The organism is Nocardiopsis sp. NPDC055551 (assembly GCF_053619415.1).
Genome location: NZ_JBSHJJ010000020.1, coordinates 15,287 through 30,999, shown reverse-complemented (window position 1 = coordinate 30,999; position 15,713 = coordinate 15,287). Strand labels below are relative to the sequence as shown.

Here is a 15,713-nt window from a genome sequence, read left to right as displayed (position 1 = left end):
CTCCACCTTCCGGCGAGCACAGAACGAATGGCACACAGAGGTACTTGTCCGGTTTGAGCCTGCCCCTCGTCGTGGGGCGCCAACAACCCCTAACATCGCCCCCTAGGACCCCTGTTTGTGCACCTGCGGCGGACACGTAGGCGGTGGATTGGAATACTGGTCCACATGCTCGATAGACGACTCAGATTCGGCGTCGTACTGATCTCATCCGGCTGCACCGCAGCGGAGTGGGCGAAGAAGTGCGCACGGGCGGAAGCGTTGGGATACGACGTCATCGGGGTTCCCGATCACCTTAATTTGATGTCTCCCTTTCCTTCCATGGTGGCGGCCGGTTCGGCCACCAGCCGACCAAAGATCGCCGCTTATGTAATCAACAGCTGTTTCTACAATCACGCCCTTTTGGCCCGAGATGTGGCCACGACCGACCTTCTCCTCGACGGCAGGCTCGAAATCGGAATGGGAACCGGTTACGTCGAGCACGAATTCGTATCGGCCGACATCGAGTTCGGGAGTCCGGGGTCGCGGGTCCGGCGGCTGGAGGGGGCTCTGTCCGGTCTACGGGAGTTCCTGGACTCGGACGTGCTTCCGTACCCCGCGCAGCGTCCGCACCCGCCCCTGATGATCGGAGGCCACGGCGAACGTGTCCTGCGCCTGGCCGCCCACGAGGCGGAGATCGTCGGTTTCACGGGAGCGAGGTTTCGCCCTGAATACGGCAGGACCGGCCTGGTCGACGCACCGACACTGGAGAAGAGGGTCGACTTCGTGCGGGCGGAGACCTCCTACCGGCCCGATGGTGTGGAGTTCAACGTGCTGAGCAAGGCCACCGTCCTCACCGGCGACCGTCGCGCCGCCGGCGACCGACTCCGGGAGCGGTACGGGCCCGACCTGACCATCGATCAGGTCCTCGAACTCCCCACCGTGTTCGTCGGCCGCCCACGCGATATCGCCGAACAACTGGAGAGCCACACCGAAAGGTTCGGCATCACCTACTACACGGTGATGGAGGCCGCCATGGAGGACTTCGGGAAGGTCATCGAACTCGTGCGTTGACCGCACCCTCGACCACTCGAACCGCGGCCTCCACCCCACCGGCCCGTTCGAAGGCGCGGCGCATGTCCTCCACCGAGGTCCGCACCGTGTCGTCGGTCGAGATCTCGTCGGCGAGTCGACGCAGATGGTCCACCATGTCCTCCGGACCCTCCCGAAGCACCCTTCCCAGGTTGAGCTGCTCGATGCGGTCCGCGTTGGCGCGCTGTTCGCCCATCTGGGGCGCGGCGAGCATCGGGACACCGAAGCTCAGGGACTCCATGACGCTTCCCATCCCCGCGTGTGTGAGGAACAGCCGCGCGTGCCCGAGCACTTCCAGTTGCGGCACCGTCACGTGGACCTCGCAGTTGCGCGGGACCTCGCCGAGAACGGCCGGGTCGACGTGTCGTCCGATCACCAGGACCACGTGCCAGGACGAGTCACCGAAGGCCTGGATGACATCCCGGAAGAAGTCGGGCCGGTTGTGATAGAGGGTGCCGAGGGAGACCAGGAGCACGGGGCGGTCCGGCGGGGGCGTCCAGCCCTGGTCCCCTCGCCCCTCGCGCAGGCAGGGTCCGACGAAACGGAAGCTCTCGTCGAAGCTGTGCCCCTCGAACTGGAACTCCCGCGGCAGGAAGACGAGGTGTTCGGGAACACCACGGCCGAGCGAGTCCATGAGCTCGACCAGGGTGAGCCCCTCCTTGATCGCCATCCGCCGCATGCGAAGGATGAACCCGTAGAGCCTCGGGTCCAGCTTGTTGAACTTGACGTACTCGTCGGTCAGCGACCACGCGTCGTTGGACACGAAGTTGGGCCAGGAGGGCACCGCCGGTATGCCGTGCCGGTAGGCCAGCAGGCGACCCCACCAGGCGACCAGGCCATCGAAGACCACGAGGTCCGGTCGATTCCGCGCGAACCAACCGTCAAGGCTCTCGGAGAGGTGCCGGGTCTCCCTCAGCCCGGACAGGAGGCCTCGGGTGACGTCGAGTCCGCTCAGCGTGAGGGGCTTGGCCTCCGAACCGGGCATCGTGGTCTGGTACGGCACCGGTTCGGCACCGGCCTCCTTGACCCGACCCTCGTGTTCCTCCGTGACGAAATAGCTCACTCGGTGTCTTCTCCGGACGAGCGCCGAGACCAGGCCCAGTGTCGGGTTGATGTGTCCTGTGGCCGGGGGGGCCATGAAGACGAAATGTGCCACGTCGACTCCGTCGCTTACTCCTAGATTAGACTTTCGGTCAGACTAGTGATTTTTCGGGCATCAGACCAATGACAACTGTCATCCCGTTCGCATGATATTCACCCTAAGCACGGACACGAGCGGAACGACATCATGAAAGTGGATCGAGAATGAGAATTCAGAGATCTCCGTAGTCTCCGCAGCAGAAGTGAAAGGTCTCCGTCATGAACGAGAACACCAAGCAGATCGTCGTCATGTCCGCCACCTCGGTCGCCGGTGGTGTGATCGGAGGCGTCGCCGGCCTGTTCGTACTCGGCCCGCACATCCTCATCCCGATCGGTGTGGTGATCGGCATCGCGGTCGGGCTCAGCCTGAGCAAGCGCAGCCGCCAGGCCTGACCCACCCCTTCCGAAGCCGGACGACCCGCAGCCGTTCACACTCGTCCCAGCTCGAAGAAACAGCTCATCGGAGAGACATCATGGAGTTTCGCCACCTCTCGGTGGAGGGAGCCGTGGAGTTCGGTTTCCCCGTGTTCCCCGATGACCGGGGATGCTTCGCGTCCTCGCTCATGGAGTCCGACTTCGTGCGCGCGCTCGGGCGCCGGCCCTTCCGGCCCGGTCAGGTCAGCTTCACCCGCTCCCGCAAGGGTGTGGTGCGCGGGGTCCACTACACGGCCACCCCTCCGGGGTGCGCCAAGTTCGTGCACTGCCCGGCCGGACGTGCGCTCGACATGGTCGTGGACCTCAGGGTCGGCTCACCCACCTGGGGGCGGTGGGACTCGGTGCTCATCGGCCCCGACTCACCGAAGGCGGTCTACCTTCCCGTCGGGGTGGGACACGCCGTACTGGCACTTGAGGAGGGGACGGTGATCACCTATCTCCTCTCGGAGGAGTACGTGCCCGCGAACGAGTTGGGGGTCGACGTCCACGATCCGGAGTTGGGGCTACCCCTACCGGAGGGATCGGGTCTCATCCGGTCCACCCGTGACGCTTCCGCCCCCACGGTGGCGAAGGCGCTCGAAGCGGGACTGCTGCCCACGTATGAGGACTCCATCGCCGGGGAGAAGGCCCTGACCGAGGCCTGAGGACACCCGGCCCGGGAGCGCCCCACCGCTCACAGCCAACCGCGGCCCTGAGCCACCAGGGCCGCCTCGGACCGGGTCCGGGTGTCCGTCTTGCCGATCGCCGAGGACAGGTGATTGCGCACCGTCCCCTCCTTGAGGAACAACCGCTTGGCCGTTTCGGTGATGGTGTCCCCCTCCAGCACCCCCAGGAGTACTTCCTTCTCCCTGGAGGTGAGGGGGTTGATGCCGTGGGTGAGGGACTCCGCGGCCAGTGTCGGATCCACGACCCTGACCCCCTTGCTCACCTTGCGCACGGCCTTCGCCAGCTCCTCGGGAGGCGCGTCCTTGACCATGAAACCCGTGGCTCCGGCGGACATGGCGCGAACCAGATAGCCGGGCCGGCTGAAGGTGGTGCAGATCAGGACCCGGCACCCCGGGACGTTTCGGCGTAGCTCCTCCGCGGCGGCGAATCCGTCCTTGCCGGGCATCTGGATGTCGAGCAGGGCCACGTCCGGACTCGTCTCACGAGCCGCGGCGAGTACCTCTTCCCCGGTACCCACCTGGGCCACGACCGTGATGTCGGATTCGAGGTCGAGCATGGCGGCGAGCGCGCCGCGGATCAACGCCTGGTCGTCCGCCACGAGGACACGGATCATTCGTTGCTCCCATCAGTCTCCGGTGGAGCCGATCCGCCACCCTCGAAGTCGTCCTCGGGGTGGAGGGCCGCCGCCACGTAGAACCCTCCGTCGGGGCGCCGACCGAACCTGAGTTCGCCCCCTTGATCCGTGATCCTCTCCTCCAGGCCGCGCAGACCATTCCCCTTGACCACGGGTCCAACGCCCGGACCGTTGTCCAGCACCTCCACGCCGTTCCTGTCGAGGCGGATCTCGACCACCGTGGCGTCCGAGTGCCGTACCGCGTTGGTCACCGCCTCTCGGACCACGTAGCCGAGCACCCGTTGCGCGTCCGAGGAGACCTCGTCCACCGCTCGTGGAAGGCGTGGAACGATCCCCACGGAGCGGAGGACGACTCCGGCCCCCGCGATCTCGCCCGCCAGTGTCACCGATCGGTAGTCCGACACCGTGGCTCGAACGTCCGACAGCGACTGCCGGGCCACCTGTTCGACCTCTCCCGCCTGTCGCGCCTCCTGCTCGTGTCCGGCGTGTTCGAGGACGCGTCGGAGCACCCCCGCCTGGACGGTGATGGAGGTGAGGCTGTGGCCCAGGATGTCGTGGAGTTCCCGGGCGACACGTTCACGTTCCTTCACGACGGCGAACTCCGCCACCTCGTCCCTGGCCCTGCGCAACTCACCGTTGGCGTCCACCAGGCGGATGAACAGGATCATCGCGATGCCGACGGAGGCCAGTAGGACCAGGTCGGAGAGCACCGAGATGATCTCCCCGGTGAAGAACGCGACGCCGGCGAGGGCACCGACCACCAAGAGCACCACACCGGTCGCCACCACGGTGCGGGAGAAGGCGGTGATCACGCAGAGGGCGAAGACCAGGACCCATGCGTTCTCCAACCCGGCGAGTGTGACCAGCGCACCTCCCAGGAGCAGGAGCAGGGCGCACATGAGCATTCGTACGAACCACGCCTTCGACTCCCCCAGGATCACGAAGATCAGATAGGAGACGACGTAGGCGAACCCGATCCCGAGGACCCACGCGCCCGGTTCCGCGTCCAGGCCCTCCGCCACGGTCAGTCCGTACGGCAGCATCAGCAGGCTGAACAACAGGGTCAATCCGGCGGAGACCCACAGTGCCCCGCTGCCATGGGAGGAGTGGGAGGGCGGGTCGAAAAGTCGCCGGCCGACCTCATCGATGGATCGTCCCAGCGATGCGGTCGGCCGTTCCTGCGCGCCTGGGTGGTTCATGAAGAGCCGTTCCGGTCAGGTACGTGCGGAGTCATGACGATAGCGCCAGCCCACGGCCACGGCGAGAGCCACCGTCCACGCCGTGAGCGCCGCCGCGGAGTACAGAAGGGGCTGCGCCTCCACACCGATGGCGGCGGCCATCCCGGACTTGCCCAACTCCGCCAACCAATAACTCGGGGTCACGTAGGAGACGTAGAGGAACCACTCCGGAAGGGTCTGGAGGGGGATGAACAACCCACCGAAGATTGCGAGTACGAGCATGCCGATGATCGTGATCTGCTGGACGTTCTCGCGCGTTCCCACCTGCCCCACGAGGAGACCCAGGATGGCGAAGGGCAGCCCTCCCAGAGTCACGAGCAGGGTCACCGAGACCCAGGCGGCCGGGTCGAGACGCACTCCGAGGAAGACGGCGGCCACGAAGGCGACCGCCAGCGGTGGCGGGACGGCCACCAACATGCCGACGGAGACCTTCCCCAAGAGGTAGCCAGAACTCGACAGGGGTGTCAGCCGGAGCTGACGCTGCCAGCCCGCCTGCCGCTCGTTGACCACTCGCGCACCGACGAGCATGCCGGAGATCAGTACGCCCCAGGCGGCCATGCTCGGCATGAGGATCGTGGCCGGGTCGTAGGCGTCGTGGGAGTCGGGCCACTCGGCCTGGAAGATGATCACTTCCAGCACGTAGAAAGCGGCCGGGAAACCGAGGACGAAGAGAAGGGTTCCGGGTTCCCTGAGCACCCGGCGAAGCTCCAGCTTCAGGTATCCGACGTTCATGACTGTTCGTCCTCATCTAGGTTGCCGGTCAGGACGAGGAAGGCTTCGTCCAGACCGACGCCGACCACCTCGATGTTCACCGCCTCCGGGAACCGGTCCAGGAGGGCCCGGAGCGTTCTGTCGGAGTTGGAACTGAGAATGACCACCTTGTCCAGGCGCACGTCCGCGCTCACGACGAACGGCAAATCCAGGACTTCCTCCTGGGACACGTCGGGGACGGTGGCCGTCAGGGTCCGGCCCTCCGCGAGCGCCCTGACCTCTTCGACGCTCCCGTCCGCGGCCACCTGCCCGTCCCGGAGGAAGACGATTCGGTCGGCGACCTCCTCCGCCTCCTCCATGTAGTGGGTGGCGAAGATGACGGTGTGCCCGCTCTGGGTGAACTTCTTCATCGACTCCCAGAAGTACTTCCGGGTGGCGACGTCCATACCGGCCGTCGGTTCGTCGAGGATCAGCAGATCCGGGTCGGAGACCATCGCGATGGCGAAACGGACACGCTGCTTCTGGCCGCCGGAGAGCTTGGTCGACCTACGTCGGGCCAGGTCCTCGATACCCGCCCTGTTCAAGGCCTCGGTAACGGTGAGCGGGGAACGGTGGAGGGACGCCACCATCGCCACCATCTCCCCTACGGTGGCATCGTCGAGCAGGGCCCCGTCCTGGAGCATCGCCCCGATCCGACCCTCCTTCACCGCTTCGCCCGGTTCCGCGCCGAAGACCAGGACCTCGCCCTTGTCCGGGCGGGTGAGGCCGGTGATCATGTCGATGGTGGTCGATTTGCCCGCCCCGTTGGGCCCCAAGAGCGCCACGACCTCACCCGGCGCGATGGTCAAGTCGATGCCATCGACCGCGTGCACCGTCCCGTAACTCTTGCGCAACCCCGATATGTACAGTGCTGGAGTATCACCGACACGCACGACCGATCGCACCTTTCCTCTATCCTGTCCGTTTCCCATGGAACCGATTATGTGGTCACGGCGACCGACTCGCCTAGATCGTCTATCACGGGTCGACCATGATGATTGTCATCTCCGTTGTCACCCACGTAGCGTGCCCTGCACGAATCACGATGCACAGGCCACCGGAACGAACATCGCCTGTTCCGAACAAGGAGTAGAGGACACACTGTCGAAGAGCCCCGCCCCACCCGTGTCTCCAGCGAGAACACGGATCGGGTTCTCTCGGTATACCAGGGTCTGAGAGCCCGTCGAAGACCCTGGGCCCCCTAGCCGACCCCTATCAACGAACGCGGCCCCGGAAAGGAAAAATACGGGTGGCATTCGAGCCCTCCACCAGGGAAACATGAACCGCGAATCTGCGCTCCGGAACCGGAGCACATTGATCGTGCGAAAAATCGGCTTACGCCGTTTCCCGGCTGCCGGGCCGGTGGTCGACCGAACCCTGGTTGCTTCTCCTGAGGAGGACGAAATGCCCGCGGGCTCCACATGCCGAATCTGTTCCGGAACACTGCGTGAGTTCATCGACTTCGGACGCCAACCACTGTCCAACCGATTCGTGCGACCGGAGGACATCGAGGGCGAGACCTTCTTCAGGCTCGCCACGGGCGTCTGCGAGAGCTGCACGATGGTGCAGCTCATGGAGGAGGTGCCCCGTGAACTGATGTTCAACGAGGACTATCCCTACGTCTCCGCGGGGTCGAGTGTCATGCGCGAGCACTTCGCGTCCATCGCTCGCCGCTTCCTCAACACCCACCTCAAGGGCGAGGACACCTTCGCGATCGAACTCGGGAGCAACGACGGGACGATGCTGCGGACCATCGCCGAAGCCGGGGTCCGCCACCTGGGCGTCGACCCCTCCGGCGGGGTCGGTGAGACGGCTCGGGAGCAGGGCGTTCGGGTGCTGGTCGACTTCTTCGAGAAGGAGAGCGCCGAACGCATCATGGCCGAGGACGGCCCCGCGAACGTCATCTACGCCGCGAACACCCTGTGCCACATCCCCTACCTCGACTCCGTCTTCCAGGGGATCGCGCTGCTCCTGGCGAAGGACGGTGTCTTCGTCTTCGAGGACCCCTACTTCGGGGACGTTCTCCAGCGCAACTCCTTCGACCAGATCTACGACGAGCACTACTACTACTTCACCGCGCGCTCGGTACAGGCGCTGGCCGCCCGATACGGTCTCGAACTGGTCGAGGTCGAACGGCTGCCCGTCCACGGTGGCGAGGTGCGCTACACGCTCGCCCACGCCGGCGCCCGCACGCCGAGCCTCGCCGTCCCCGAGCTGATCTCCGAGGAGGACGCCTCAGGGGTCTCGAAGTTGGAGACCTTGGAGGCGTTCAGCGCCAAGGTCGACGCGATTCGGGACGACCTCGTCGGCCTGTTGAGGGATCTGAAGGAGCAGGGCAAGACCGTTGTCGCGTACGGGGCCACCGCCAAGAGCGCGACCGTCGCGAACTACTTCGGGATCGGCCCCGACCTGGTGGAGTTCGTCTGCGACACCACGCCGGCCAAGCAGGGACGACTCACACCGGGCATGCACATCCCGGTGCGACCCGCACAGGCCTTCACCGACCCCTACCCCGACTACGCGCTGCTCTTCGCGTGGAACCACGCCGAGGAGATCATGGCCAAGGAAGAGGGGTTCCGGGCATCCGGAGGCAAGTGGATCCGCTACGTTCCCGACGTCACCGTCTCCTGATGGCGGCGCTGACGGGGTGGGCCGTCGACGTCGTCGCCCGTTCCGCGTCGGCGGAGACACCCGGGCGCTTCGGCCCGGACGAGGTCAGGGAGTGGTTCTCCGAACTGGCCGCGCACACCGGTGTACAGGTGGACAGGGCACCGCTGGACGGTCTCGAAGGTTGGGACGAGGTGCCGGACACCGGCGACATCGGGCACCACAGCGGTGGGTTCTTCAGTGTGCGCGGCCTGCGGGTCCGCGATCCCGAGAACCGTGAGGAGCCCGGTTGGTCCCAACCCATCATCGACCAGCCGGAGATCGGTGTCCTCGGCATCCTGATCAAGGAGTTCGAAGGTGTGCCGTACCTGCTGATGCAGGCGAAGATGGAACCGGGGAACGTCAACCTCTTCCAGCTCTCCCCCACCGTTCAGGCGACCCGGAGCAATTACACAGGGGTGCACCGTGGCCGGTCCGTGCCCTACGTGGAGCACTTCCTGGATCCCCCACCTGGGAGCGTCCTCGCCGACTCGCTCCAGTCGGAGCAGGGTTCGTGGTTCCTCCGCAAGCACAACCGGAACATGGTGGTGCTCGCCGGTGACGAGGACGTCCCGCTGCGGGAGGGCTTTTGCTGGCTGACCTTGAAGCAGGTACACGAATTGCTCGCCGAGGACGACCTGGTGAACATGGACACCAGGACCGTACTCTCGTGTCTGCCGTCCCACACGCGTGACCCCGACGACGGCGCTCTGCTCTCGATGTCGGAGATCCTCAGCACGATCACCGCGGCCCGCTCACTGACCGCCATGTCCGCCTCGCCCGTACCGTTGCGAACGATCGAGGGATGGCACCGAACGGCGGGGGAGATCAGGCACCTGGAGGACCTGCACTTCAGGGTGATCGGTGTGGACGTGGCGACGAGGGGCCGAGAGGTCAGGAAGTGGTCGCAACCGATGATCGAACCCCGTGGGCTCGGCTTGGCGGCCGTGGTGACACGCCGGGCGAACGGGGTCACGCACCTGCTCCTGAGGGCGACCGCGGAACCCGGTCTGCGAGAGACCGTCGAACTGGGCCCGACGCTCCAGCTCGCGTGCGAGGGCGAACTCGGGTCCGGTTCGCACGGGTCGTTGTCGGACGAGATGTCGAAGGCCCCGGGACGCAGGGTCCTCTTCGACGCCGTCCAGTCCGAGGAGGGAGGCCGCTTCTTCCACGCTCGAACACGCAACCTCGTGGTGGAACGCGGAGAACGGCCGCTTCCGGAGGAGGACCTCCCCGATCACCTGTGGGTATCGCTTCCACAGGTGGACGCCCTTCTCCGACACAGCCACTACCTGAACATCCAGGCTCGGAGTCTGGTCGCCTGTGTCCGAAGCCTCTCCGACGACCATGGGTCACCGGTCGACCGGTAGCGCCGAAGGGTTCCGGCCGGGCCACGAGAGGGGGTGCTCACCCTCATGGTCCGGCCGGTTCAGCGCACCCCGAAGCCCTCCCACCAGTCCTGGTTCTCGCGGTACCACTCCACCGTGGACTTCAGTCCTTCGGAGATCTCCACGCGCGGTTCGTAGCCGAACTCGTCGAACATCTTGCTGTAGTCCACGGAATAACGCAGATCGTGCCCGAGTCGGTCCTCCGACCGCACCACCAGGCTCGGATCGGCTCCGGTGTGCTTCACAAGGATGTCCGCCAGTTCCCGGTTCGTGAGTTCGCTGCCGCCGCCGATGTTGTAGACCTCTCCCGGCCGGCCGCCCTTCGCCACGAGCGCCACCCCCCAGCAGTGGTCGCTCACGTGCAGCCACTCGCGGACGTTGGAGCCGTCACCGTACAGCGGCACGCTCCGCCCCTGGGAGAGGTTGGTGACGAAGCGGGGGATCAGTTTCTCCGGGTACTGCCGCGACCCGTAGTTGTTGGAGCAGCGGGTCACGGAGACGTCGAGACCGTGGGTGCGGTGGTAGGACCGCACCAGGAGGTCGGAGGCGGCCTTCGACGCCGCGTAGGGCGAGTTGGGCTCCAACGGGCACCATTCGTCCCAGGAGCCCTTGGCTATGGACCCGTACACCTCGTCGGTGGAGACGTGCACGAACTTACCGACCCCGTTCCGGAGCGAGCACTCCAGGAGGTTCTGGGTACCGAGCACGTTCGTCCTGACGAAGGCGGCGGAGTCCACGATGGATCTATCGACGTGGGACTCCGCCGCGAAGTGGACCACCAGGTCCACACCCTTCATCAGCTCATCGACCGATGGGTCACAGATGTCGATCTCTGCGAAACGGATGCGCGGGTCGACCCGTCCGGTGAACAACCGGTGATCGCCCGCGTAGGTGAGTTTGTCGACGACCACCACCTCGGTGGCGGGCAGATCCGGGTAACGGCCGTCGAGAAGGTTGTGCAGAAAATGGGATCCGATGAAACCGGCACCACCGGTGATCATGATTCGCATGAGATTTCTACTCCAGTTTCCCCATCGCCTTTTCTTCTGCAATTCTCATGACATAGTTTCCGTAATCGTTTCCACCCAACGCCGCCCCCAGTCGATAACAGGATTCGGCGTCGATGTACCCCATCCGCAAAGCCACCTCCTCCAGGCATGCGATACGGATTCCCTGCCTCTGTTCCATCACCTGGACGAACTGGCAGGCCTGCAGGAAGGTATCGTGCGTTCCCGTGTCCAACCAGGCGAACCCTCGGCCGAGGTCCACCATTTCGGCCCGCCCCTGCTCCATGTAGATCCGGTTGATGTCGGTGATCTCCAGTTCCCCACGCTCCGAGGGACGAATGTCCTTCGCGATGTCGACCACCGTGGAATCATAGAAATAGAGGCCGGTTACGGCGCGATTGGAACGCGGCTCGGCCGGCTTTTCCTGGAGATCGGTGAGTCTGCCCTGGTCGTCGGTCACCCCGACCCCGTACCGCGAAGGGTCGTTGACCGGGTAGCCGAAGAGAACACATCCGTCGACATCCTGCGCCTTGTCCTGGAGGATGGACGAGAAAACCGGACCGTGGAAGATGTTGTCGCCCAAAATCAGCGCCGAACTGTCGTCACCGACATGGTCGGCTCCGAGGACGAACGCCTCGGCGATCCCCCGAGGCTTGGTCTGTTCGGCGTAGGTCAGGTTGATCCCCAACCAGGATCCGTCGCCCAACAGGCCCCTGAAGAGCGCCATGTCCCGGGGCGTCGTGATGATCAGGATATCCCGCACACCGGCCAGCATCAGGACGGAAAGCGGATAGTAGATCATCGGCTTGTTGTAAACCGGCAGAATCTGCTTGGAGATCGATATCGTTGCCGGGTGCAACCTGGTTCCCGACCCACCCGCGAGGAGGATGCCCTTCATGGGGTGTCCTCTCCGGTACCTGAACGGCCATGTGCCGGGGCCGCGCCGTTCACCGGACCCAGCCTCGTTCCAGCGCCATCTCGCCGACCGCTTCACGCAGAGCCACGATCTGAGCGCCGTTCAGGTCGGGCACCCTTGCGAGGAACTCCTCGGTGAGCAGATGCCGCAGCTCGCCCCGGGAGAGGTCCGGCCCCTGCGTCGCGGGCCCGGCACCCGACTCACCGTTCGTGACGCCGGCGGGGGAGCCGACGTCCTCATCGGTGGGTTCGAGCAACCGGACCTCGAAGGCCTTTCGGCCACGGTGCCCGTTGACCGCGTCGAAGCGGACCCTTCGTCCGGCCTGGAGTTCGGATTTCAGCTCCTCTTCCAACCCCGAGGCGTGGATGAAGACATCCTCGCCGCCGGAGTCCGGTTCGATGAATCCATAACCGCGTTCCTCATCGAACCGTACGACTACTCCTGTCTCCACCAGAACACCATCAATCTTCAAGGCGACCAGATCAAAAGTAGGCTTGCACAGCCGAAACCACGACCGGAACCCCTTGCACCCCCTAGTCTTCGGACGCCGCCCCCTCCCACGCTTCCTAGGGGCCCTTAAAAATCCCACGGGCCTGGAAATGTCCAGGTGGTCATCCATATATTTTCGTGAGTGTGCCCTCACGAAAGGGTGAAGTGAAATTCAGGCAGGCTAGGGGATCCATGAGTATTTACGTGTGGAACTACCTTGACGAGTACGAGCGCGAGAAGGAAGAAATCCTCGACGCCGTCGTCAAGGTGTTCGAGTCCGGACAGCTGATCATGGGGCCCAGTGTCCGCGCGTTCGAGGAAGAGTTCGCGGGCTATCACGGCCTGCCGCACGGCCTCGGCGTGGACAACGGGACCAATGCCCTGGTCCTGGCCCTGCGCGCCCTGGGCGTCGGCCCGGGCGACGAGGTCATCACCGTCTCCAACACCGCCGCGCCGACGGTCATCGCGATCGACCAGATCGGTGCGAAACCGGTGTTCGTCGACGTGAACGAAGCCGACTACCTCGTGAACACGGACCTGATCGAAGAGCAGATCACCGAACGCACCCGGTGCCTGTTGGTGGTGCACCTCTACGGTCAGTGCGCGGACATGGACACCATTCAGTCCATCGCCGACCGGCACGGCATCCCGATCCTGGAGGACTGCGCCCAGTCGCACGGAGCGCGCCGATGGGGCCGGTTGGCCGGCACCTTCGGGAAGATAGCGGCTTTCTCCTTCTACCCCACCAAGGTCCTCGGTGCCTACGGTGACGGGGGCGCGATCCTCAGCAACGACGATGAGACCGACGCGTCGCTACGCCGACTGCGCTACTACGGCATGGAGAGCCAGTACTACGTGGTCGACACCCCCGGCCACAACAGTCGCCTGGACGAGGTCCAGGCCGAGATCCTTCGCCGGAAGCTGACCAGGCTCGACACCTACACGGAAGGGCGCCGTCGGGTCGCCCGCCGGTACGCGGAGGCCCTCTCCGACACCGAGCTGGTCCTTCCCCACGTCAACGATGGCAACGAGCACGTGTACTACGTCTACGTGGTCCGGCATCCTCGACGCGACGAGATCATCTCCGAACTTCGATCCCACGGGATCTCGCTCAACATCAGTTACCCGTGGCCGGTGCACACCATGACGGGGTTCTCCCACCTGGGCTACGAGAAGGGTTCGCTTCCGGTCACGGAGCGGCTCTCCGGGGAGATCTTCTCCCTTCCCATGTACCCCTCTCTTCCCGAGGACCGTCAGGAGCAGGTCATCAAGGCCATGCGCGAAGTCCTCGGTGCCGCCTGACCTCCGACAGAAACCGGAAACCCGCCTCATGCGTATTCTCTTCGCCACCATCGGCGAACCTTCGCACTTGGACCCCCAGGTCCCGCTGGCCTGGGCACTGATCTCCGCGGGCCACGAAGTACGGGTGGCCAGCGGACCGGCGATGACCGACCTGATCGCCGCCGCCGGGCTGCCGCCCGTCGCGGTCGGCGAGGACCACGGCATGGACGAGTTGCTGCGTGCGGCGGAGTCGGATGCCGGCGGGTCGATCGAGAACGAGATCGCCGACTGGAGCCACCCCTTCGACGAGTCCCTGACCTGGCCGGAGGTGCTGATCAAGTACCAGGCCTCGGTGCCGTATGGCTACCAGCCCTACAACGACCCGATCCTCGAAGGACTGGTCGACTTCGCGCGGAAGTGGCAACCGGACCTGGTGATCTGGGACCCGGTCACCTACGCGGGGGCCGTCGCGGCGGAGGCGATCGGCGCCGCGCACGCCCGGTTGCTGTGGTCGGTCGACATCTACTCGACGATGTACCGGACCTGGCAGAGACTGAGCATGGAACAGCCTCCGGAGGAGCGGCACGACCCCCTCCGGGACTGGCTCACGCCCGCCTTGCACAAGGTCGGAGCCGAGTTCTCCGAAGAGATCCTGACCGGTCAGTGGACCATCGACCTGGTTCCCGACTCCCTCCAGTTCGAGTTGGAGACACCGCGCCTTCCGGTGCGCTACGTACCGTTCCACACGCGGCGCCCGGCCCCTTCGTGGATCCACGAACAGCCCGTGCGGCCCCGGGTCGCGCTCTCCGGTCGCGGGTCGCTCGACGCGAAACTCAACAGCAGCATCTTCCCGGTCAAGGCGACCATCGAGGCCCTGGCCGAGATGGACGTCGAAGTCGTGGCCGTCCTGAGCGAGGACGAGCGAGAGCAGCTGGGAACGGTACCGGAGAACATCCGTCTCGTGGACTTCGTACCGTTCCACATGCTCCTGCCCACCTGCTCCGCCCTGATCCACCACGGTGGGTTCGGTGCCGCCTCCACCGCCGCCCTCAACGGCGTGCCCCAGCTCCTCCTTCCCATCAGGCACGCGGACGCGTGGGTCCGGGCCGAGCACTTGGCGCAGGCCGGCGCCGGTCTGTTCCACCACGCGCTGGAGGCCGACACCGGCACGATCCGAAAGTCCCTGACGAGACTTCTCGAAGAGCGCTCCTTCAGGGAGAAGGCCTGGGACCTCCAACAACAGATGGTGATGACGGCGACCCCGAACGACATCGTGGCCGACCTCGAACGGTTGACGCACCGGCACCGCAGGGATTCGGGCGGCGCGAACACCCCGGGAACCTGGACGGGTGGTCGGGCATGAAGGTCATTGGAGCGGGGTTCGGTCGTACCGGGACCTACTCCCTCAAGGTGGCGCTGGAGCAGATCGGGTTCGGCCCGTGCGACCACATGTACGAGATCGCCGAGCGGCCGGAGCGGATCCACAAGTGGCTCGACGTCGTCGAAGGCCGTTCCAAGGACTGGGACGCGCTGTTCGCCGGGTACGAGAGCGGCGTCGACTGGCCCACGGCGGCCTACTGGCGGGAACTCTCGGAGCACTACCCCGAGGCGAAGATCGTGCTCACCGTCCGTGATCCGAACAAGTGGTACGAGAGCACCCAGCAGACGGTGTTCAAGCGGAACCCCTGGGTCCGGCCGCTGACCTGGCTCGCGGAGCGGCAGAGCCCTGACCTGAGGGCGTTCCTCCGGATGGACCGGGCCAGCGTGGTCGACCGCGTCTTCGGCGGTTCGGTCCACGACAAGCAGCACATGATCTCGGTGTTCGAGCGGCACATCGCCGAGGTCCGAGCGACGATCCCCTCGGAGCGACTCCTCGTCTATGAGTTGGGGCAGGGATGGGAGCCGCTCTGCGAGTTCTTGGACGTCCCCGCGCCGAACACGCCCTTCCCCCGGTTGAACAAGCGCAGTGAGTTCAGCAAGGAGTCCAACAAGCACATCCAGAAGTTGATGTCCTCGCGCTGAGGAGAGCACTGGACCGTGTCGCGAGCGGGCCGC

Annotated in this window: 16 protein-coding genes; 8 read left to right on the top strand and 8 right to left on the bottom strand. The window is 65.3% G+C overall.

Annotated elements, in window-relative coordinates:
- Window positions 1–165 precede the first annotated feature (165 nt).
- Window positions 166–1,050, top strand: a complete 885-nt coding sequence (locus ACWGSK_RS27335) for a TIGR03621 family F420-dependent LLM class oxidoreductase (protein ID WP_358514000.1) — start codon at window positions 166–168, stop codon at window positions 1,048–1,050.
- On the opposite strand, the gene ACWGSK_RS27330 is transcribed toward ACWGSK_RS27335, so the two are convergent.
- Window positions 1,031–2,206, bottom strand: coding sequence for a macrolide family glycosyltransferase (locus ACWGSK_RS27330; protein WP_358514004.1), 1,176 nt, complete (start codon window positions 2,204–2,206; stop codon window positions 1,031–1,033). The two genes, ACWGSK_RS27335 and ACWGSK_RS27330, sit on opposite strands and share 20 nt — an antisense overlap.
- 221 nt (window positions 2,207–2,427) lie before the next feature.
- On the opposite strand from ACWGSK_RS27330, the gene ACWGSK_RS27325 reads away from it, so the two are divergent.
- A complete protein-coding gene (locus tag ACWGSK_RS27325) occupies window positions 2,428–2,601 on the top strand; it encodes a hypothetical protein (RefSeq protein ID WP_358513998.1) in 174 nt (57 codons plus the stop codon).
- Window positions 2,602–2,681: 80 nt separating this feature from the next.
- Window positions 2,682–3,287 (top strand): dTDP-4-dehydrorhamnose 3,5-epimerase family protein, encoded by a 606-nt coding sequence (locus ACWGSK_RS27320; protein ID WP_358513996.1) that lies wholly within the window; start codon window positions 2,682–2,684, stop codon window positions 3,285–3,287.
- A 29-nt stretch (window positions 3,288–3,316) separates the two neighbouring features.
- Here the strand turns inward: ACWGSK_RS27320 and ACWGSK_RS27315 are convergent, their stop codons facing one another.
- The 4 genes from ACWGSK_RS27315 to ACWGSK_RS27300 are packed head-to-tail and all read right to left on the bottom strand — an operon-like array spanning window position 3,317 to window position 6,785.
- Window positions 3,317–3,922 (bottom strand): response regulator transcription factor, encoded by a 606-nt coding sequence (locus ACWGSK_RS27315; RefSeq protein ID WP_358513994.1) that lies wholly within the window; start codon window positions 3,920–3,922, stop codon window positions 3,317–3,319.
- On the bottom strand, window positions 3,919–5,142 hold the full coding sequence (locus ACWGSK_RS27310) for a sensor histidine kinase (protein ID WP_358513992.1): 1,224 nt from the start codon (window positions 5,140–5,142) through the stop codon (window positions 3,919–3,921). The genes ACWGSK_RS27315 and ACWGSK_RS27310 overlap by 4 nt, the downstream gene beginning before the upstream one ends.
- A gap of 15 nt (window positions 5,143–5,157) precedes the next feature.
- Window positions 5,158–5,913, bottom strand: a complete 756-nt coding sequence (locus ACWGSK_RS27305; RefSeq protein WP_358513990.1) for an ABC transporter permease — start codon at window positions 5,911–5,913, stop codon at window positions 5,158–5,160.
- A complete protein-coding gene (locus tag ACWGSK_RS27300) occupies window positions 5,910–6,785 on the bottom strand; it encodes an ABC transporter ATP-binding protein (RefSeq protein WP_358513988.1) in 876 nt (291 codons plus the stop codon). The genes ACWGSK_RS27305 and ACWGSK_RS27300 overlap by 4 nt, the downstream gene beginning before the upstream one ends.
- 550 nt (window positions 6,786–7,335) lie before the next feature.
- On the opposite strand from ACWGSK_RS27300, the gene ACWGSK_RS27295 reads away from it, so the two are divergent.
- Window positions 7,336–8,562, top strand: a complete 1,227-nt coding sequence (locus ACWGSK_RS27295; RefSeq protein WP_358513986.1) for a class I SAM-dependent methyltransferase — start codon at window positions 7,336–7,338, stop codon at window positions 8,560–8,562.
- Window positions 8,562–9,947, top strand: a complete 1,386-nt coding sequence (locus tag ACWGSK_RS27290; RefSeq protein WP_452457162.1) for an NDP-hexose 2,3-dehydratase family protein — start codon at window positions 8,562–8,564, stop codon at window positions 9,945–9,947. Before ACWGSK_RS27295 ends, ACWGSK_RS27290 begins: the two co-directional genes overlap by 1 nt.
- A 59-nt stretch (window positions 9,948–10,006) precedes the next feature.
- Here ACWGSK_RS27290 and rfbB read toward each other — a convergent pair whose 3' ends face one another.
- Genes rfbB through ACWGSK_RS27275 form a run of 3 tightly spaced genes read right to left on the bottom strand, consistent with a single transcriptional unit; the run spans window position 10,007 to window position 12,339 of the window.
- On the bottom strand, window positions 10,007–10,975 hold the full coding sequence (rfbB, locus tag ACWGSK_RS27285; protein WP_452457161.1) for a dTDP-glucose 4,6-dehydratase: 969 nt from the start codon (window positions 10,973–10,975) through the stop codon (window positions 10,007–10,009).
- A 7-nt stretch (window positions 10,976–10,982) separates the two neighbouring features.
- Window positions 10,983–11,870 (bottom strand): glucose-1-phosphate thymidylyltransferase RfbA, encoded by an 888-nt coding sequence (gene rfbA, locus ACWGSK_RS27280; RefSeq protein WP_452457160.1) that lies wholly within the window; start codon window positions 11,868–11,870, stop codon window positions 10,983–10,985.
- A gap of 49 nt (window positions 11,871–11,919) precedes the next feature.
- Entirely contained in the window at window positions 11,920–12,339 is a 420-nt protein-coding gene (locus ACWGSK_RS27275; protein WP_358513980.1) for a cold-shock protein, read from the bottom strand.
- A 230-nt stretch (window positions 12,340–12,569) separates the two neighbouring features.
- On the opposite strand from ACWGSK_RS27275, the gene ACWGSK_RS27270 reads away from it, so the two are divergent.
- From ACWGSK_RS27270 to ACWGSK_RS27260, 3 genes are read left to right on the top strand one after another with little or no spacing between them, the layout of a single operon-like run.
- On the top strand, window positions 12,570–13,679 hold the full coding sequence (locus tag ACWGSK_RS27270) for a DegT/DnrJ/EryC1/StrS family aminotransferase (protein WP_358513978.1): 1,110 nt from the start codon (window positions 12,570–12,572) through the stop codon (window positions 13,677–13,679).
- A gap of 28 nt (window positions 13,680–13,707) precedes the next feature.
- Window positions 13,708–15,021: an activator-dependent family glycosyltransferase gene (locus ACWGSK_RS27265; RefSeq protein ID WP_452457159.1), complete on the top strand. Its 1,314-nt coding sequence runs from the start codon at window positions 13,708–13,710 to the stop codon at window positions 15,019–15,021.
- Window positions 15,018–15,680, top strand: a complete 663-nt coding sequence (locus ACWGSK_RS27260; protein WP_358513974.1) for a sulfotransferase family protein — start codon at window positions 15,018–15,020, stop codon at window positions 15,678–15,680. The genes ACWGSK_RS27265 and ACWGSK_RS27260 overlap by 4 nt, the downstream gene beginning before the upstream one ends.
- Window positions 15,681–15,713: the final 33 nt, after the last annotated feature.